This window comes from Flavonifractor sp. An4 (assembly GCF_002161755.1).
Classification (GTDB): Bacteria; Bacillota; Clostridia; order Oscillospirales; family Oscillospiraceae; genus Flavonifractor; species Flavonifractor avicola.
In genome coordinates this window covers 1-17,558 of the sequence record NZ_NFIL01000013.1, presented here as the reverse complement: position 1 = coordinate 17,558, position 17,558 = coordinate 1, and the positions used below count along the sequence as shown (strand labels likewise).

15 protein-coding genes and 1 pseudogene are annotated in these 17,558 nt (G+C 63.2%); 6 read left to right on the top strand and 10 right to left on the bottom strand.

Annotation, left to right across the window (positions count from 1 at the left end; genetic code table 11):
• The first annotated feature begins 197 nt into the window (after positions 1 to 197).
• Entirely contained in the window at positions 198 to 1,631 is a 1,434-nt protein-coding gene (pyk, locus tag B5F94_RS07500; RefSeq protein ID WP_087329096.1) for a pyruvate kinase, read from the top strand.
• A 74-nt stretch (positions 1,632 to 1,705) separates the two neighbouring features.
• Here the strand turns inward: pyk and B5F94_RS07495 are convergent, their stop codons facing one another.
• Entirely contained in the window at positions 1,706 to 3,172 is a 1,467-nt protein-coding gene (locus tag B5F94_RS07495) for a M15 family metallopeptidase (RefSeq protein WP_242965622.1), read from the bottom strand.
• 345 nt (positions 3,173 to 3,517) lie between these two features.
• Between B5F94_RS07495 and B5F94_RS07490 the strand changes: the two genes are divergently transcribed.
• From B5F94_RS07490 to hydF, 4 genes are all read left to right on the top strand, one after another.
• A complete protein-coding gene (locus B5F94_RS07490) occupies positions 3,518 to 3,775 on the top strand; it encodes a TM1266 family iron-only hydrogenase system putative regulator (protein WP_087189012.1) in 258 nt (85 codons plus the stop codon).
• Positions 3,768 to 4,805 carry a [FeFe] hydrogenase H-cluster radical SAM maturase HydE gene (gene hydE / locus B5F94_RS07485; RefSeq protein WP_087329094.1) on the top strand — a complete coding sequence of 346 codons (1,038 nt, stop codon included), beginning with the start codon at positions 3,768 to 3,770 and terminating at the stop codon, positions 4,803 to 4,805. The genes B5F94_RS07490 and hydE overlap by 8 nt, the downstream gene beginning before the upstream one ends.
• Before the next feature lie 61 nt (positions 4,806 to 4,866).
• Positions 4,867 to 6,285 carry a [FeFe] hydrogenase H-cluster radical SAM maturase HydG gene (hydG, locus tag B5F94_RS07480; protein WP_087329092.1) on the top strand — a complete coding sequence of 473 codons (1,419 nt, stop codon included), beginning with the start codon at positions 4,867 to 4,869 and terminating at the stop codon, positions 6,283 to 6,285.
• Positions 6,286 to 6,297: 12 nt separating this feature from the next.
• Positions 6,298 to 7,491, top strand: a complete 1,194-nt coding sequence (gene hydF, locus B5F94_RS07475; RefSeq protein WP_087329090.1) for a [FeFe] hydrogenase H-cluster maturation GTPase HydF — start codon at positions 6,298 to 6,300, stop codon at positions 7,489 to 7,491.
• A 40-nt stretch (positions 7,492 to 7,531) separates the two neighbouring features.
• Here the strand turns inward: hydF and B5F94_RS07470 are convergent, their stop codons facing one another.
• The 7 genes from B5F94_RS07470 to B5F94_RS07440 form a co-directional block, all read right to left on the bottom strand.
• Positions 7,532 to 9,916 carry a homocysteine S-methyltransferase family protein gene (locus B5F94_RS07470; protein WP_087329088.1) on the bottom strand — a complete coding sequence of 795 codons (2,385 nt, stop codon included), beginning with the start codon at positions 9,914 to 9,916 and terminating at the stop codon, positions 7,532 to 7,534.
• A 4-nt stretch (positions 9,917 to 9,920) separates the two neighbouring features.
• A complete protein-coding gene (locus B5F94_RS07465; protein ID WP_087329086.1) occupies positions 9,921 to 10,556 on the bottom strand; it encodes a hypothetical protein in 636 nt (211 codons plus the stop codon).
• The gene (gene metF / locus B5F94_RS07460) at positions 10,553 to 11,413 is read right to left on the bottom strand and encodes a methylenetetrahydrofolate reductase [NAD(P)H] (RefSeq protein WP_087329084.1); all 861 of its coding nucleotides are present in this window, start codon (positions 11,411 to 11,413) and stop codon (positions 10,553 to 10,555) included. Before metF ends, B5F94_RS07465 begins: the two co-directional genes overlap by 4 nt.
• Positions 11,414 to 11,530: 117 nt before the next feature.
• Complete coding sequence (locus tag B5F94_RS07455) at positions 11,531 to 11,836, bottom strand: cysteine-rich small domain-containing protein (protein ID WP_087329082.1); 306 nt, start codon at positions 11,834 to 11,836, stop codon at positions 11,531 to 11,533.
• A gap of 69 nt (positions 11,837 to 11,905) precedes the next feature.
• Positions 11,906 to 14,191 (bottom strand): xanthine dehydrogenase family protein molybdopterin-binding subunit, encoded by a 2,286-nt coding sequence (locus B5F94_RS07450; RefSeq protein WP_242965621.1) that lies wholly within the window; start codon positions 14,189 to 14,191, stop codon positions 11,906 to 11,908.
• Between the two features lie 5 nt (positions 14,192 to 14,196).
• Complete coding sequence (locus tag B5F94_RS07445; protein WP_087329078.1) at positions 14,197 to 14,670, bottom strand: (2Fe-2S)-binding protein; 474 nt, start codon at positions 14,668 to 14,670, stop codon at positions 14,197 to 14,199.
• A gap of 18 nt (positions 14,671 to 14,688) precedes the next feature.
• The gene (locus B5F94_RS07440; protein WP_087329076.1) at positions 14,689 to 15,549 is read right to left on the bottom strand and encodes an FAD binding domain-containing protein; all 861 of its coding nucleotides are present in this window, start codon (positions 15,547 to 15,549) and stop codon (positions 14,689 to 14,691) included.
• 331 nt (positions 15,550 to 15,880) lie between these two features.
• On the opposite strand from B5F94_RS07440, the gene B5F94_RS07435 reads away from it, so the two are divergent.
• The gene (locus tag B5F94_RS07435) at positions 15,881 to 16,222 is read left to right on the top strand and encodes a winged helix-turn-helix domain-containing protein (protein WP_087329074.1); all 342 of its coding nucleotides are present in this window, start codon (positions 15,881 to 15,883) and stop codon (positions 16,220 to 16,222) included.
• A 67-nt stretch (positions 16,223 to 16,289) separates the two neighbouring features.
• Here B5F94_RS07435 and B5F94_RS07430 read toward each other — a convergent pair whose 3' ends face one another.
• Together B5F94_RS07430 and B5F94_RS07425 are read right to left on the bottom strand one after the other, a co-directional pair.
• A complete protein-coding gene (locus B5F94_RS07430; protein ID WP_087329166.1) occupies positions 16,290 to 16,955 on the bottom strand; it encodes a UDP-N-acetylglucosamine pyrophosphorylase in 666 nt (221 codons plus the stop codon).
• Between the two features lie 167 nt (positions 16,956 to 17,122).
• Positions 17,123 to 17,558 (bottom strand): annotated as a pseudogene (locus B5F94_RS07425) (hypothetical protein); the annotation flags it as partial.

The window sequence follows — 17,558 nt, the reverse complement described above, 5'->3', positions numbered from 1 at the left end:
TAGTGGAAAAAAAGGCTGTTCCTGAGTGAAGGGACAGTCTTTTTTTATGCTTAGCGCGTATCAATTGTAAATATTTCTGATAAAAACCTCCGAAAGTTGGTTAAAATGAAAATTACCTCTATGCAAAACGGAAAGATTGGTGTATGATAGTCCCGGATTTTTTTAGAGTCATATTTGCATACCTATGGAGGTAGGAAATGAGAAAGACAAAAATCATCTGCACCCTGGGTCCCGCTGTGGACAATGAGGAGACCATCCGTCAGCTGATTCTGGCTGGTATGGACGCCGCCCGCTTCAACTTCTCTCATGGCAGCCACGCCGAGCAGCTGGCCCGGCTGACCATGCTGAAGTCCGTCCGGGACACCCTGGGCCGCCCTGTGGCCACCATTCTGGATACCAAGGGCCCTGAGATCCGTATCAAGTCCTTTGTGAACGGCCCCGTGACCCTGGAGAAGGGTCAGGAGTTTGTCCTGAGCACCGACGAGGTGGAGGGCAACGAGAAGCAGGTGTCCGTGACTTATCTGAATCTGCATGAAGAAGTGGGCCCCGGCTGCCGCATCCTGGTGGATGACGGTCTGATCGAGCTGCTGGTTGAGAAGGTGGAAGGCCACAACATCCACTGCACCGTGGAGAACGGCGGCCCCCTGTCCAATAACAAGTCCATCAACATCCCCGATGTGAGCATCATGCTCCCCTCCCTCACCGAGAAGGACAAGGACGACCTGAAGTTTGCTGCCGAGAACGACTTCGACTTCATTGCCGCTTCCTTCGTTCGGAAGGCCAGCGACGTGGAGGATATTCGCGCCGAGCTGAACAAGCATGAGGGCGGCGAGAACATCCGCATCATTGCCAAGATTGAGAACCGGGAAGGCGTGGACAACCTGGAGTCCATCCTCGAGGCCGCTGACGGCGTCATGGTGGCCCGCGGCGACCTGGGCGTGGAGATCCCCGCCCACGAGGTGCCCATCCTCCAGAAGAAGATGATCAAGGCTACCATCCGGCAGGGCAAGCCCGTTATCACCGCCACCCAGATGCTGGACTCCATGATCCGCAATCCCCGTCCCACCCGTGCCGAGGTGTCCGACGTGGCCAACGCCGTGTTTGACGGCACTTCCTGCGTGATGCTGTCCGGCGAGACCGCCTCCGGCAAGTACCCCGTGGAGGCCCTTCAGACCATGGTGGACGTGGTCACCTCCGCCGAGAACTCCATTCGCTACTGGAACCGCTTCCGGGAGCGCAACCTGCTGCCTGAGATCGGCGGCATCAACGACGCTATCACCCACTCCTGCTGCCTGACCGCTATGGACCTGAACGCCACCGCCATCCTGGCGGCCACCAAGTCCGGCTACACCGCCAAGGTGATCTCCCGTTTCCGTCCCGCCTGCCCCATCGTGGCTCTGTGCCAGAACGAGTCTACCCGCCGTCAGCTGGCCATCTCCTGGGGCGTGAAGCCCCTGCTGTCCGGCGAGGTGGATTCCACCGACCGGATGTTCTCCATGGCCGTGGACGTGGCCCGCAAGGAGGGCATCGTGAAGCCCGGTGAGACCGTGGTTATCACCGCCGGCGTGCCTCTGGGCAAGTCCGGTACCACCAACCTCATCAAGGCTGAAGTGGTGGCCGAGCCTGTGTAACAGGCTTCTGAGCCCGCTTGACCGAAATAAAAAAGGACCCGCTGCAACAGCAGCGGGTCCTTTTTTATATCAGCTCAGCCGCCCATGTAGGAGAAGTGCATATAGTCGTGGTAGCCGGTGGCGTCGTCGCTGTCGGCGGCCCAGGCGTCGCCGCCCCAGCTCCAGCCGTGGGCCTCGAAGATACGGACCACCGAGCTGTCCGGAGCGATGGAGTAGGGGTTGGTCCCCGGCTCCCAGCAGCTGCCCACCAGCACCTGACCGTCCCGGATCTGGTAGTTCTCATTGGCGTTCAGGTCAATGGCGGTGCCGCAGTTGTGCTCGCCGGTGGTACCCTCCACATAGCGGAAGCTGCTGGTGCCGTTGATGGGGAACTGCTCCGGGTCATTGTAGATCTCGGTAAAGATGGCTTTTACATCGTCGGCAATGGCGGCGTGGACCTGGAGGGTGGTGGTAGAGGCCTTTTTCACCCCGTTGGACAGCGTCCAGATGGGTACCGTAATGGTGGTCATAGCAGCCTGGGCCTCCGCCTGGCTGTCAAAGCGGCGCTTTTCCGTAGAGCCGAAGAGCAGGTTGTGCTTGGCTTCGTTCTCGCCCTGCATGGACAGCCAGAAGGGCTGGGTCCAGTAGTCGTCCGCGCTGGCCAGCCCCTGGTCTACCTTGTCCCAGAAGTCGGCTTCCTCCCGCTCGGCCTGGGTCATGGGCCGGTACTGGGCACAGTAGCTGGCGCAGGCGGAGGTCACAGTGCCGCCCCCCTGAAATCCATCAAAGACATAGTATTGGGGGGCGTCCTCCAGCAGGCCGTATAGGTAGGCCCCGACCTCGGTTACATACTCCTGGCGGAACAGCTCCTGACCGCTCTCGCTGTCCACTCCGTACAGCGTGATGGTGACGGTCTCGCCGGTCCGGGCCCGGTCCACCACATTTAGGGTGCGCATCAGTAGCACCGTGCCGTCGCACCGCTGGATGGGATCGGTTCGGCCAAAGGAGCCGTCGGGCTTGCCGGAGGATACCTGAGTGTCAGCCAGAGCGGATACCGCCGCCTGATGGACCTCATCCATCTGGTCAAAGTCGGTGAAGAGGGCCTCATTTGCCGGATGGGCGTATTTCTCCTGGATCTCCTCCGGCATGGCGCGGTAGAGCAACACCGCCGCGTCCTCCCGGGTAATGCTCTCCCCCAGTTGCTCGGGGCTGACAGACAGGGCATCCTCCTCCCGCAGGATGCCGGCGGATGCTGCCGCCAAATAGCCCGCCTCATCCCAGGCTGCCCCCTGGTCCAGGGCACTCTGGTAGTCCTCAGAGGCGAAGGTCCGGGTGACCAGAGCCAGGAACTGGCCCCAGCTCATGGTGAGGGCAGGGGCCAGCTGGTTGTTTCCCACCCCCTGAAGGATGCCCAGCTCCACCGCTCGGGTCATCTCCTCGTAGGCCCAGTGGTCCTGACCCAGATCGGCGTACTCCGCCGCCTGGGCGGGCAGGACGGACAGGGACATGACCCCGGCCAGAGCCAGGGCGCTTACTTTCACACACCAGTTGCGTACCATCATAATCAGACTTCCTTTCTCTCTTTTGATCCGTAGAACGGATGGTGGCTTTCTCTTGTTAGTGATGCCGGGGAAAGGGGCGGTTTTATCTTCAGCAAAATTTTTTGAAAAATGTCGATGTCGGTCGAGGACTTAGCAAACCATATCCTACCGTATTTTGGTGCAAAATACAATGGCGCCAAAAAGGACTTTACAAAAACTAAAATGTGCAGTATAATTTAACAACCGACACTGACGCGAAAGGGGTAACAGCCTGACGGGAAAGGGTCGCCGGACAGAACGAACGTATGCTGTGGCGCACCCTTTTTGGGTGCGCCATTTGTCATTTTTTGCAAGGAGGAAATTGCTATGGAAGAGACCCGCGTGGCCCTGCTGGGCGTGGTGGTGGAGAACCCTGACTCCGTGGAGGAGCTCAACGCCCTGCTCCACGAATACAAGGACTATATCATCGGCCGGATGGGCATCCCCTACCGGGAGCGGAAGGTGAACATCATCTCCATCGTGCTGGACGCCCCCGCCGACGCCATCAGCGCCCTGTCCGGCAAAGCCGGTATGCTGCCCGGAGTGAGCTGCAAGGCGGTGTACTCCAAGCTGCCCAATGAATGAGCTGCTGGACAAGCTGTGCCGTCAGCGGCGGCTGGACCGGGACGAGTGGCGAACCCTGCTGGCCGGTCGGCACAGCCTGGATCAGCAGGACCTCTTTGCCCGGGGACTGGAGGAGCGCCGCCGGTGGTACGGGGACCAGATCTACGTCCGGGGGTTAATTGAGTGTAGTAATATCTGCAAAAATAACTGTCTGTATTGTGGTATCCGGCGGGATAACCGCCATGCAACCCGTTACCGGCTGGACCGGGACACCATTCTGGCCTGCTGCGAAAAGGGCTACGGCTGGGGCTTTCGCACCTTCGTGCTCCAGGGAGGCGAGGACCCGGGGCTCACCCCGGACTGGGTGGCGGAGACGGTGGCGGCCATCAAGGAACGCTGGCCGGACTGCGCCGTGACCCTCTCCCTGGGGGAGTTCGAGCGGGAAGTGTACCAGCTGTGGTTTGACGCCGGAGCCGACCGCTACCTCCTCCGCCACGAGACCGCCGACCCCGTCCACTATGGAAAACTCCACCCGCCGGAGCTGACCCTGGAGCACCGGCTGAACTGCCTGCGTACCCTGAAGGACATCGGCTACCAGGTGGGGGCCGGGTTCATGGTGGGCTCTCCGGGCCAAACGGCGGACACCCTGGCGGAAGATTTCTGCTTCCTCCAGGACTTCCAGCCCCACATGGTGGGCCTGGGGCCCTTCATCCCTCAAAAGGACACCCCCTTTGCCGGGGAGAAGGCGGGCACCCTGGAGGACACCCTGATTTTGCTCTCTCTGGTGCGGCTCACCTTACCCAAGGTGCTGCTGCCCGCCACTACCGCCCTGGGCACCATCCATCCCCAGGGCCGGGAGCTGGGCATTCTGGCAGGGGCCAACGTGGTGATGCCCAATCTGTCGCCCCCTGCCGCCCGGGACAAGTACACCCTTTATGACAACAAGCTCTGCACGGGCGACGAGGCCGCCGAGCACCTGGCGGGCCTGAAACAGCGCCTGGCCGCCATCGGCTGCACCGTGGCCGTCCACCGTGGAGACTTTCCTGATTAGAAAGAGAAAAAACTGACGGGGAAGGGTTTTGCCCTGACCCAAAAGAAAGGAAGTAATCCCCATGTACGATCCCAAATCCAGAAAAGCAGAGGACTTCATCAACCACCAGGAGATCCTGGACTCCCTGGCCTACGCCGACGCCCATAAGAACGATGTGGCCGTCATTGACGCCATCCTGGAGAAGGCCAGACTCCGCAAGGGCCTGACCCACCGGGAGGCCTCGGTGCTGCTGGCCTGTGAGCTGGAGGACAAGAACCAGGAGATCTATGAGCTGGCCCGCCAGATCAAGAAGGACTTCTATGGCGACCGCATCGTCATGTTCGCCCCCCTGTACCTGTCCAACTACTGCGTCAACGGCTGCCTCTACTGCCCCTACCACGCCAAGAACAGGCACATCCCCCGCAAGAAGCTGACCCAGGAGGAGATCAAGGCGGAAGTCATTGCTCTCCAGGACATGGGCCACAAGCGGCTGGCGCTGGAGGCGGGCGAGGACCCGGTGAACAATCCTCTGGAGTACATTCTGGAGTCCATCAAGACCATCTACTCCATCAAGCACAAGAACGGCGCCATCCGCCGGGTGAACGTGAACATCGCCGCCACCACGGTGGAGGACTACCGCAAGCTGAAGGAGGCCGGGATCGGCACCTATATCCTGTTCCAGGAGACCTACCACAAGGAGAGCTATGAGAAGCTCCATCCCACCGGACCCAAGAGCAACTATGCCTATCACACCGAGGCCCACGACCGGGCCATGGAGGGCGGCATCGATGACGTGGGCCTGGGCGTGCTCTTTGGTCTGGAGCTCTACCGCTACGAGTTTGCCGGTCTGCTGATGCACGCCGAGCATCTGGAGGCGGTGTTCGGGGTAGGCCCCCACACCATCAGCGTACCCCGGGTGTGCCCCGCTGACGACATCGACCCCGGCGCCTTTGACAACGGCATCTCCGACGAGATCTTTGAGAAGATTGTGGCCTGCATCCGGGTGGCAGTGCCCTATACCGGCATGATTATCTCCACCCGTGAGTCTCAGAAGGTGCGGGAGCGGGTGCTGGAGCTGGGAATCTCCCAGATCTCCGGCGGCTCCCGTACCAGCGTGGGCGGCTATGTGGAGAAGGAGCCGGAGGAGGAGTCCTCCGCCCAGTTCGACGTGTCCGACACCCGTACCCTGGACGAGGTGGTGCGCTGGCTGATGGAGCTGGGCTATGTGCCCTCCTTCTGTACCGCCTGCTACCGGGAGGGCCGCACCGGAGACCGGTTCATGTCTCTGTGCAAGGCGGGCCAGATCCAGAACTGCTGCCTGCCCAACGCCCTCATGACCTTGAAGGAGTACCTGATGGACTATGCCGCTCCCGAGACCCGCGCCGTGGGTGAAAAGGTCATCGCCCAGCAGCAGGCCTACATCACCAACCCCAAGGTGAAGGAGATCGTGGCCGGCCGGCTGGTGAAGATTGCCCAGGGCGAGCGGGATTTCCGGTTCTGAGGAGGGATACCTATGAGCCTGAATGCCACCCCCGCCGGCGAGCGGGTCCACATCGCCTTTTTCGGCCGGCGCAACGCCGGTAAGTCCAGCCTGGTCAATGCCTTCACCGGCCAGGACCTGGCCATCGTGTCCGACGTGAAGGGCACCACCACCGACCCGGTGTACAAGGCCATGGAGCTGCTGCCGCTGGGCCCGGTGCAGATCATCGACACCCCCGGCATCGACGACGAGGGCGCCCTGGGTGAACTGCGGGTGAAAAAAACCCGGCAGGTGCTGAACAAGACCGACCTTGCCATTCTGGTGGCCGATTCCACCGCCCCCCTGGGCAAGGCGGAGGAGGAGCTGCTCGCCCTCATCCAGGACAAGGGCATCCCATACCTGCTGGCCTGGAACAAGGCCGACCTGCTGGACAGCGTGCCGGAGGAGGGGGGAAATACCCTGTGGGTGAGCGCCCTCACCGGCCTGCACATCCACGAATTGAAGGAGAAAGCCGCCCGGCTGGCGGGGCAGGAGGGCCCCAAGCGGCCCCTGATTGCCGATCTCCTCCAGCCCGGGGACACGGTGGTGCTGGTGGTGCCCATCGACAAGGCGGCCCCCAAGGGGCGGCTCATCCTGCCCCAGCAGCAGACCATCCGGGACGTGCTGGAGGCGGGAGCGGCTGCCCTGGTGTGCCGGGACACCGAGCTGGCCCTCACCCTGGAGGGGCTGCCCAAGCCCCCACGGCTGGTGGTCACCGACAGCCAGGTGTTCGGCAAGGTGGCCCAGATCGTGCCCCGCGACGTGCCCCTTACCTCCTTCTCCATCCTCATGGCCCGATACAAGGGGGATCTGGCCCTCACGGTGGAGGGGGCCCGGGCAGTGAAGGAATTGAAGGCCGGGGACAAGGTGCTTATCGCCGAGGGCTGCACCCACCACCGCCAGTGCGAGGACATCGGCACCGTAAAGCTGCCCCGCTGGATCCATGAGGCTACGGGCGTGGAGCCGGACTACACCTTCTGCTCCGGTCGGGAGTACCCGGAGGACTTGACGCCCTACAAGCTGGTCATCCACTGCGGGGGCTGCACCCTGGGGGAGCGGGAGATGAAGTACCGTCAGCGCACCGCCGCCGATCAGGGCATTCCCATCACCAACTACGGCATCCTCATTGCCTCCCTCAACGGCATTTTGGAGCGCACCCTGGAGCCCTTCCCGGAATTTCAAGCATGAAAAAAGGACCGCTGCATCGCAGCGGTCCTTTTTCTGTGGATTAGTTTTGATAGATCTCCTTGGCGTACCGGACGGTGGCCATGGCGTCCTTGGCGTAGCAGTCCGCCCCGATCTGGTCGGCGTAGGCGGGGGTCAGCACCGCGCCGCCCACCACGATCTTCACCTGGGGGCAGGTCTCCCGCAGCTGGCGGATGGTCTCCTCCATGCTCACCACGGTGGTGGTCATCAGGGCGCTGAGGCCCACCAGTTTCACGCCGGGCTGTCCGGCGGCCTCCACGATGCGCTCCGGGGCCACGTCCCGGCCCAGGTCGATGACGGTGAAGCTGTAGTTTTCCAGCAGAACCTTGACGATGTTCTTGCCGATGTCGTGGATGTCCCCCTTGACGGTGGCCAGCACCACGGCCCCCTGGCTGGGCCGGTCCTCGCCGGACATGGCGTTCTGCACCACCTCAAAGGCGGCCTTGGCGGCCTCGGCGCTCATGAGCAGCTGGGGCAGGAAGAGGGTGCCCTTCTCAAAGCCCTGACCCACCTGATCCAGGGCGGGGATGAGCACGCTGTCCACGATATCCAGGGGGGCCTTGCCACTGTCCAGAGCGGTCTGGGCGGCCTGGGCCGCCCCCTCCTTGCTGCCCCGCAGGACGCAGTCGGTGAGAGAGGGGCCGTCGGTAGAAGAAACAGGGGCGGCGGGGGCTTCCTGCCCGCCGTAGGCGGCGATGTAGCGGCCGCACTGGGGGTCCAGCCCCATGAGGGCCTGATAGCCCCGCCAGGCCCCCATCATGGCGGCGTTGTTGGGGTTGAGAATGGCGCAGTCCAGCCCCTGCTGGAGGGCCATGGTAAAGAAAGCGGTGTTCACCAGCTCCCGCTTGGGGAGACCAAAGGACACGTTGGATACGCCCAGGATGGTGGATACTCCCAGCTCCTGCTTAATGCGGCCCACCGCCTCCAGGGTGACTTTGGCGGCCTCCGGCTCAGAGGAGATGGTGAGGGTCAGGGGATCGATGACAATCTCCTTTTTAGGGATGCCGTACTGGGCGGCGGTGTCGCAGATCTTTTTGGCAATGGCCAGCCGGCCCTCCGCCGTGGGAGGGATACCGTTCTCGTCCAGGGCCAGGCCCACCACCACGCCGCCGTACTTCTTCACCAGAGGGAAGAGGGCGGCCATGCTTTCGGCCTTGCCGGACACCGAGTTGAGCATGGGCTTGCCGTTGTAGCGGCGCATGGCCCGCTCCATGGCCTCCGGGTCGGAGGTATCCAACTGGAGGGGGAGAGGGAGGACAGCCTGGAGGGACTCCATCACCTCCACCAGCAGGGCGGGCTCGTCGATCTCGGGCAGGCCCACGTTCACGTCCAGTACCTGGGTCCCCGCCTCCTCCTGAGCAAAGGCCTCGTTGAGGAGGTACTCAATGTTGTGGTCCCGCAGGGCCTGCTGGAACTTCTTCTTGCCGGTGGGGTTGATGCGCTCGCCGATCACCACAGGGGCGGGGCCGATCTCCACCGCCTGGGCGTAAGAGGACACCAGAGTGCGGCCGCGGTCTACGGCAGGGGTGAAGGACTTGTCCCGGCACACCTCCACGGCTGCCTTGATATGGTCGGGGGTGGTGCCGCAGCAGCCGCCCAGGATCTGGATGCCCAGGTCGGCGATGGCTCCCATGTGGACGGCAAACTCCGCCGGGCCCACATCAAAGACGGTACAGCCGTCGCAGGCGTGGGGCAGACCGGCGTTGGGGTTGACGATCAGGGGCACCGAGGCGTATTCCACCAGCTGCTTCACGATGGGCAGCATCTGGGCGGGGCCCAGGCCGCAGTTGACGCCCAGGGCGTCCACGCCAAGGCCCTCCAGCAGGGCCACGGTGGAGGCGGGAGTGCCGCCGGTGAGCAGCTTGCCGTTCTCCCCGTACACGGTGGTCACCACCACCGGCAGGTCGCAGTTCTCCTTGGCGGCCAGCACGGCGGCCTTGGCCTCGTAGGAGTCGCTCATGGTCTCGATGAGCACCAGGTCGGCTCCGGCGGCAGCCCCCGCTTTTACCACCTGGGCGTACAGGGCCACCGCGTCCTCAAAGTCCAGGTCGCCCATGGGCTTTAAGAGCTTGCCGGTGGGGCCCATGTCCAGGGCCACGAACACATCGGGCCGGGGGTCGGCGTCCCTGGCCTCACAGGCCAGACGTACACCGGCGGTCACCAGCTCCTCCAGATCAAACTCCCCGCCGGCGGGGAACTTCAGGGCGTTGGCTCCGAAGGTGTTGGTACACAGGATATTGCTCCCTGCCGCCAGGTAGGCCCGGTGGAGGGCGGAAATGCGGTCCGGATGGAGCAGGTTCCAGGTCTCGGGCAGCTCGCCGCCCTTCAGGCCCTGGGCCTGGAGCAGGGTGCCGGTGCCGCCGTCGAAAAACAGGCGCTGGCTGTGCAGCGCGTCCAAAAAGGTCATGGGATCATCTCCTAAAGGCGCAGTTGGTTTTGGAACAGGTGGCGCAGCCCCCGGCGTGGCATTTGCCGGGGGTATTTGCCACACCGATCACCGCCGTCACCGACTTGATGGGGGCCAGCAGGCAGGTGTCGGTGGCGGTGAGGCCGATCTTCCGGGGACCGTCCAGCCGCCGCAGCAGCTCGGGCTGGGCGGTGAGGGGGAAGTCCCCGTAGCCGGGGCTGAACCGGGGCCGCAGATATTTGCCGGGATAGCGCTGGGCCAGCTGATCGCAAGCGTGGTCGCATACCGCCTCGATGAGGGCGGCGGCCACCGCCTGGTCCATGGCGGCCCGGGTCACCTGGCCCGCCGCCGAGCGGGCGATGAGCCGGTCCACACCCACCCCCAGGGTGGCCCCGAAGAGGATGGCGGCGGTGCAGCCGTCCAGGTGGGAGCGTAGCTTTTCGCTGTCAATGGACCAGTCCCCCAGCTCCACTCCGCCGGGGCGGAGGGTGAGGGGGACCTCCAGAGAAGTCCACCGGGGGTCGGCGGCCTCCTCCACCGCCTGGATGCGCTCTTCCAGCAGGGCGGCGGTGGCCTCGTCGGGCTGTGCGCCCCGGTAGCCCAGATAGCGCAGGGCCTCTTCCCGGGGGACATGGATCATTTCAGTACCTCCGACAGGCTGGCCTGGATGGAGGCGGCGATCTCGGGCTTGTTCATGGAGTAGATGTGGATGTGCTCTACGCCGTTGGCGATGAGGTCGATGATCTGCTCGGCGGCGTAGGCCACACCGGCCTGGCGCATGGCGGCGGGGTTGTCCCCGAACCGGTCCACAATGGCCTTGAACCGCTCGGGCAGGTAGGTGCCGGACAACTTGCAGATGCGGGCGATCTGCTTGCCGTTGGTCACCGGCATGATGCCTGCCACCACCGGCACGGTGATCCCCTTCTCCCGGATGCGGTAGAGGAAGTTGTAGAGGATGTTGTTGTCAAAGAACATCTGGGTGGTGAGGAACTGGCAGCCCGCCTCCACCTTGGCTTTCAGGTGGTCGATGTCGGCGTTCTTGGTGGGGGACTCGGGGTGTCCCTCAGGGTAGCAGGCCCCGCCGATGCAGAAGTCGCCGTGGGCCTTGATGTCGCGCACCAGCTGGGCGGCATACTGGTAGTCGTGGGCGGGAGCGCCTCCCTCGGGGATGTCGCCCCGGAGGGCCAGCACGTTCTGGATGCCCTTCTCCTTCAGGTGCTCCAGCACCTGGGCCACATGGTCTCGGGTGGAGGAGGCGCAGGTCAGGTGGGCCAGCACGTCCACGCCGTACTGCTGCTGGATACCGGCGGCAATGCCAACGGTGTAGTCGCTGGTGCCGCCGCCGGCGCCGTAGGTGACACTCATAAAGTCAGGGCGCAGGGCGGCGATGTCCTGGGTGGCCTTGGCTACCGAGTCATAGGTGTCGCTGGTCTTGGGGGGGAAAACCTCAAAGGACAGCGTGGGGCGGTCCTGGTTCAAAATGTCAATAATCTTCATGGAAGCAGCTCCTTTGCTTGGGGAATTGGGAAACATTATATCACAGATGGGGGGAAAATCCTATCGCTTACCAAAAAGAAAGGGCCAGCTGTTTGACAGCTGACCCTTTTGCGCGTGTTACTTATGTTCGGCTTCCCGCTCCCGGTCGGCCATGGCCTTGGCGATCTCCTGGAATTTGGCGGCGATGTAGCCGTAGTTCTCCCGCTTGTGGGGGAGGGTACAGTTGCTGCAATCCTTGATCCCGCTGTCCAGGTACTTGAAGTTGCCGCCGCAGTCCCGGCCCAGCATATACAGCGGGCAGTAGCAGAACAGGCAGTTGAAGTCCTGTCCCTCGGGGACCTTGTGGCAGGGGTAGTACTCGCACTCCTTGTTGGTGTAGAAGGAGAAGTGCTTGCCTTCCCAGTAGGGTTTGTTCTCTTCCATGACCGCGCCCCTTTCCGTGTCATTCTGTTCTTCCATGATACACGGAGAGGACGGGGTATGTCAAGAAACTTAGGCCTTGCCCGCCGCCTTCAGGCCCGCCAGCACACGGCCGGGGGTCAGGGGGAACTCGTGGAAGCGCACACCGGTGGCGTCGGCTACCGCGTTGCCGATGGCGGCCAGGGTGGGGTTGACGCCGCACTCACCGATACCGATGATGCCGAACACTCCGGAGGGGTCCGGATTCTCCACCAGGATGGACTCGATCTCCGGCCGGTCGTCGGCGGTGGGCAGCATATAGGAGTGGAAGCCCTTGTTGTAGAAGCCCTTGCCCTCCACATAGGTCATCTCCTCCCGGACGGCATAGCCCACGCCCTGGAGCACGCCGCCCTCGATCTGGCCCCGGCACAGGGGCGGGTTGACCGCCTTGCCCACGTCGTGGGCGGCGGCTACCTTGATGACCTTTACCATGCCGGTCTCCATGTCCACCTCCACCTCGGCGGCCTGGGCGTAGAAGGGGAGACAGTTGGGGGGCACCTGGCAGGAGGAGGCCAGGAACTGCTTGCCCTCCAGGTGGGCCTGGGAGGCCATGTCGGCCAGGGTGGCCACCTGCTTGCCGTCGCAGGTGATGATGCCGTCCTCCATACTCAGGTTTTCCGGGGCGATGCCCAGCTTGGGCCCCACCCAGTCAAAAATGTCCTTCCGCAGCTTTTTGCCGGCGTCGGCCATGACATAGCTGACGGTATACAGAGTGCGGGTGGCGTGGGAGCCGATGTCGAAGGGGGCGGCGTCGGTGTCGCCGAACTTCATGACGGCGTCCTTGTAGGGTACCCCGATGAGGTCGGCGGCCACCTGGAGGCAGGCGGTGGTGGAGCCGGGGCCGATCTCCGGGATGGAGGAGTTGACGAAGAGGGTGCCGTCCCGCTCGATGCGGAGAATGACGGTGTTATAGTCCACGCAGAAGGGGGCGGCGTTGCTGACGTGGGTACCGGCGGAGATGCCCACGCCCCGGCGGATGCGGCCGGTCTGCTCACCGGCCTTGCCGTGCTTGTCGTACCAGCCGATGGCGGCGGCCGCCTTGTCCAGGCACTCGTTGGTGCCGCAGGAGCCCGGCGGGAAGGGGAACCAGTTCTTGGTGTCCTCCCGGGTGGAGTTCTTCTTCCGCAGCTCGATGGGGTCCATACCCAGCTTTTCCGCCATCAGCTCAATGGCGGGCTCCACTACGGCATTGCCCTGGGGGGTGCCGAAGCCGCGCATGGCGCCGGCGGTCATCTGGTTGGTGTACACCGTCCAGCCGGTGTAGCGGAAGTTGGGGATCTCGTAGGCCCCGGCGGTGCCGCAGGCGCCGCACACACCCACCAGGTCGGTGCCGAAGGTGGCGTAGGCGCCGGTGTTCAGCCAGGCCTGGGTGTCGATGGCCGCAAAGGTGCCGTCGGCCTTGGCTCCCAGCTTGCACTTCAGATAGCCGCCGTGGCGGGAGTCGGAGCAGGTGAAGTCCTCCTCACGGGTGTAGATCAGCTTGACGGGGCGGAAGCACTGCATGGACAGGGCAGCCGCCAGAATCTCCGCCTTGCCGGACAGGCCTATGCGCACGCCGAAGCCGCCGCCCACATAGGGGGCGTTCTTCACGGTGACCTTACTCACCGGAATGTCCAGGGCCTCGGCCAAAATCATCTTGGTGGGGTAGAGGGACTGGGTGGTGCAGATGACCTCCAGCCGTCCGTCGGGTTTGTAGGTGGCCACCGCGCCGTGGGGCTCCATCTGGGCCTGCTTCACCCGGGGCAGGGTCACGTCGTACTCCACCACCGCGTCGCACTGGTCAAAGGCGGAGGTGGGATCGCCGCCGAACTCCAGCACGATGGGCCCGCCGCAGATGTTATGAAAATCGGGGTTGGCAAACTTGGGCTGGACCTCGGGGGACTCGGGCTTGACGGCCTCCAGGGGGTCGTAGACGGCGGGCAGCTCCTGCCACTCCACCTTGATGAGCTTCACCGCCTGCTCGGCAATGGCCTCGGTGTCGGCGGCCACGGCGGCCACCTCGTCGCCGATGTACTTGGGTTCGTCGGTGAAGATGGTCTGATCCAGCACCGGCTTGTGGGGCAGGGGGGTGATGAACATGGGGGCCGCCCCGTTCCACACCTTGTTGGTGGTATTTTTAAAGGTACACACCGCCCGCACGCCGGGCAGGGCCTCAGCCTCAGAGGTGTCGATGCTCAGCACCTTGGCGTGGGCGTAGGGGCTGCGCAGCACTTTGCCGTATACCATCCGGGGCAGGGTCACGTCGAAGGTGAACAGGCCCCGGCCGGTAACCTTGTCAAAGCCGTCGTTGCGGGGAATGCTCTGTCCTACATATTTCATGCTCCTCACTCCCCCTTCTGGATGCGCTGGGCGGCGGCCTCCACCGCCCGCTCGATGTTGACGTATCCGGTGCAGCGGCAGATGTTGCCGCCCAGAGCCTCCCGGATCTCCTCCTTTTTAGGCTCCGGGTTTTCATCCAGCAGGGCCTTGGCCGACATGATCATGCCGGGGGTGCAGAAGCCGCACTGGACGGCCCCCTGGTTGATAAACTCCTCCTGCAATGGGTGGAGCTTGCCGTTTTTGGCCACACCCTCGATGGTCTGGATGACGGCCCCCTCCGCCCGCAGCACGGGGATGATGCAGGAGGTCACCGATTTGCCGTCCATGATAATGGTGCAGGCGCCGCACTCCCCCTTGCCGCAGCCGATCTTGGTGCCGGTGAGGTAGAGATTGTCCCGCAGGAACTGGGCCAGGGAGATGGAGGGGTCCACCTCCGCCGTGATGGCCTCGCCGTTGATGGTGGTATGTAAAACAGCCATGTCAATTCCGCCTTTCTCTCAATGTGCCAGCTGATCCCGGCAGGCCTCCAGGGCCCGGCGGATGATCACCGGCAGGGTGTCCAGCCGGTACTCCCGGCTGCCCCGCAGGGGGTTGCTTCTGGGGTTGGCGTTTTCCAGGGCCAGCTGTCCGGCCTGGGCCATGTTCTCGTCGGTGAGAGGCTTGCCCGCCAGGAAGGCCTCGGCGGCGTGGGCCCGCACGGGGCCCACGCCCACGGGGGCCATGGTGATCCGGACCCAGGTGACCAGGCCGTCCTCCACATGGACCATGGCGGCGCAGTTGAGCATGGGCAGGGACAGGGATTTCCGCAGCTCCAGCCGCACAAAGGAAGCGGCCTCCCCCGGCTGGGGCAGAGGAATGGAGATCTTGGTCACCAGCTCCCGGCTGTGGTCGATGGTGCTGCGGGCAAAGCCGGCGTACATCTCACCCATGGACAGCTGCCGCTCCCCCTGGGCGGACAGGACGGTGAAGGTGGGGTCCAGAGGGGCCAGGGACATGGCGCCGTCACCGGCGGGCTGGGCGCTGACCACGTTGCCCACCAGGGTGGCCGAGTTGCGGATCTGGAGGGACCCTACCGTGCCGCAGCCCTGGGCCAGGGAGGGGAAGTATTGGCGGACCAGAGGCGAGCGGGCGATGGTGGTCAGGGTGACGGCGGCGCCGATGACCAGCTTGCCGTTCTCCACGGTGATGCCGCACAGCTCGGGCACCCGGGTCACATCTACCCACACCTGGGGCTGTACCTTCCCGGCCTTGAAATCCACCATCAGGTCGGTGCCGCCGGCCAGGACCGCGGCTCCGCCATCGGCCTGAGCCAGCGTGTCCAGCACTTGCTGGACGGACGATGCGTTCACATATTCCATGGTATACTCCTCTCCTTTGAAACAGAATTATGAGGATTAAAACTAAACTATAATTATATTTAAACCTTTTGGTACAGAAAAGTCAAATGGATGGTTCGGACGCGAACAAAGATTGGAAAAATCCGAAAGAGTGCCGACAAAGGGAGGATGAGAAAAGTGAAACAAACAAAACGAATATAAAAAGTACTAAGTTTTCCGGGATTACCTGGTGGTAATGGGGTAAATCGATAAAGAAAATTTACGTTGTGTTTTTGAAAACACAACGATATAATGGCCATAGAAGCAAAAACCGCCCGGCATAGCAGCCGGACGGCAGAGAAGGGAGCGGGCCATGCGGGGGGAAGGAAAATTCTATCTGACCGATGAGACGGGGCGGCGGATCTTCGGACCGGGACCGGCGGAGCTGCTGGAGCAGGTGGAGCGGACCGGCTCCCTGCGGGCGGCTGCCCAGGAAATGGGGCTGTCTTACTCCAAGGCTCAGAAGATTCTCCATGCGGCGGAACGGGGACTGGCCATGCCTCTGGTGAGTGCTGAGGCGGGAGGCCTGGGGGGCGGCGGCAGCACCATCACGCCCCAGGCCAAGGCCCTGCTGGCCTGGTTCCGGCAGGCCCGGCAGGCGGTGCAGGAGGCCGCCCAGGCTCAGCTGGACCGCCTGCCCCAGGACGGCCAATAGGACACAAAAGAACAGCGCCCCGTTGGAGAGTTTCTCTCCAACGGGGCGCTGTTTACAGGTAAAAGGGTTACTGCTCCTCCCGCAGGACGATATGGTCCTTATCCTTATAGATGCTGTGGGCGGGAATGACGCCCCGAACGCAGGAGGTGGGGTAGACGCTGCTGTGGCGGCCCAGAATAGTACCGGGGTTGAGGACCGAGTTGCAGCCCACTTCCACAAAGTCGCCCAGGATGGCGCCCATCTTCTTGCGGCCGGTGGGGATGGGGGTCTCCCCCTTCACCACCACCAGGGTCTTGTCGGACTTGACGTTGGAGGTGATGGAACCGGCACCCATGTGGCTCTTATAGCCCAGGATGGAGTCGCCCACATAGTTGTAGTGGGGGGTCTGGACGTTGTCGAAGAGAATGACGTTTTTCAGCTCCACCGAGTTGCCCACTACGCAGTGGGCCCCCACCAGAGCGGAGCCCCGGATAAAGGCGCAGTGGCGCACCTCGGTCTCAGGGCCGATGATGCAGGGCGCGCCCAGGTAGGCGGTGGGGGCCACCACGGCGGTTTTGTGGACCCAGACGTGCTCCTGAGGCTGGCTGTACTCCTCAGCGGGGAGCTGGCTGCCCAGGGAGAGGATCAGGTCCTTGATGCCGTCCAGGGCCTCCCAGGGGTACTGAAACTGCCGGAGATAATCCCCCGCCAGGGTGTGGGACAGATCGAGCAGATCGGAAATGGTGATGTTCATAGGATACAGGACCTCCTGTTTCATTGAAATCTCAAACTCTCGCCGCAGGGACCTCCTGGGGCAAAGCCATATCCGGGCTGTATTATAGCACAAAGACTGCGCCTTGTCACCAAAACGGCCGTGCTGTGAATCAACCTTCACAGCACGGCCGTTTGTACAGTACAGAATTATACGTTGCTCAGATCGTCGTCCTTCATGCACAGATGGACGGCGCCCAGCTTGAAGGTCTGGGGCAGAACCAGGATGTTGGGGGTGGGGCCCACGAACTTCTTCTTGGCGTCCTCCAGAGCCTCCTCAAAGGTGGCCCGGGTCTTGAGGCCCATGCCGCGGGCAATGCCGGGCTCCTGAGCGCCCACGATGTAGATGGCGGAGGTGTTCATCTCGGCGATGTGGCCGCAGCTCGTCGTGGAAGTAGCCGTTGCAGATGGAGGAGCAGATGATGACGCAGTTGTCCTTCATGACACGCTTGTGGCGGATGACCTGAGCGGAGAGAGCCTGCATCATCTGGATGGGGTTGGTGCCCATGCCGTTGCCGTAGTGGAAGTTCTGGGGCATACCGAACACCATCACGTCGTACTTCTTCTCAGCGAAGGGGACGTAGGT

Bases quoted from the DNA above. Each gene is read 5' to 3' on its own strand.
- pyk (WP_087329096.1), top strand. From the start codon at position 198: ATGAGAAAGACAAAAATCATCTGCACCCTGGGTCCCGCTGTGGACAAT.
- B5F94_RS07495 (WP_242965622.1), bottom strand. From the start codon at position 3,172: ATGATGGTACGCAACTGGTGTGTGAAAGTAAGCGCCCTGGCTCTGGCC.
- B5F94_RS07490 (WP_087189012.1), top strand. From the start codon at position 3,518: ATGGAAGAGACCCGCGTGGCCCTGCTGGGCGTGGTGGTGGAGAACCCT.
- hydE (WP_087329094.1), top strand. From the start codon at position 3,768: ATGAATGAGCTGCTGGACAAGCTGTGCCGTCAGCGGCGGCTGGACCGG.
- hydG (WP_087329092.1), top strand. From the start codon at position 4,867: ATGTACGATCCCAAATCCAGAAAAGCAGAGGACTTCATCAACCACCAG.
- hydF (WP_087329090.1), top strand. From the start codon at position 6,298: ATGAGCCTGAATGCCACCCCCGCCGGCGAGCGGGTCCACATCGCCTTT.
- B5F94_RS07470 (WP_087329088.1), bottom strand. From the start codon at position 9,916: ATGACCTTTTTGGACGCGCTGCACAGCCAGCGCCTGTTTTTCGACGGC.
- B5F94_RS07465 (WP_087329086.1), bottom strand. From the start codon at position 10,556: ATGATCCATGTCCCCCGGGAAGAGGCCCTGCGCTATCTGGGCTACCGG.
- metF (WP_087329084.1), bottom strand. From the start codon at position 11,413: ATGAAGATTATTGACATTTTGAACCAGGACCGCCCCACGCTGTCCTTT.
- B5F94_RS07455 (WP_087329082.1), bottom strand. From the start codon at position 11,836: ATGGAAGAGAACAAACCCTACTGGGAAGGCAAGCACTTCTCCTTCTAC.
- B5F94_RS07450 (WP_242965621.1), bottom strand. From the start codon at position 14,191: ATGAAATATGTAGGACAGAGCATTCCCCGCAACGACGGCTTTGACAAG.
- B5F94_RS07445 (WP_087329078.1), bottom strand. From the start codon at position 14,670: ATGGCTGTTTTACATACCACCATCAACGGCGAGGCCATCACGGCGGAG.
- B5F94_RS07440 (WP_087329076.1), bottom strand. From the start codon at position 15,549: ATGGAATATGTGAACGCATCGTCCGTCCAGCAAGTGCTGGACACGCTG.
- B5F94_RS07435 (WP_087329074.1), top strand. From the start codon at position 15,881: ATGCGGGGGGAAGGAAAATTCTATCTGACCGATGAGACGGGGCGGCGG.
- B5F94_RS07430 (WP_087329166.1), bottom strand. From the start codon at position 16,955: ATGAACATCACCATTTCCGATCTGCTCGATCTGTCCCACACCCTGGCG.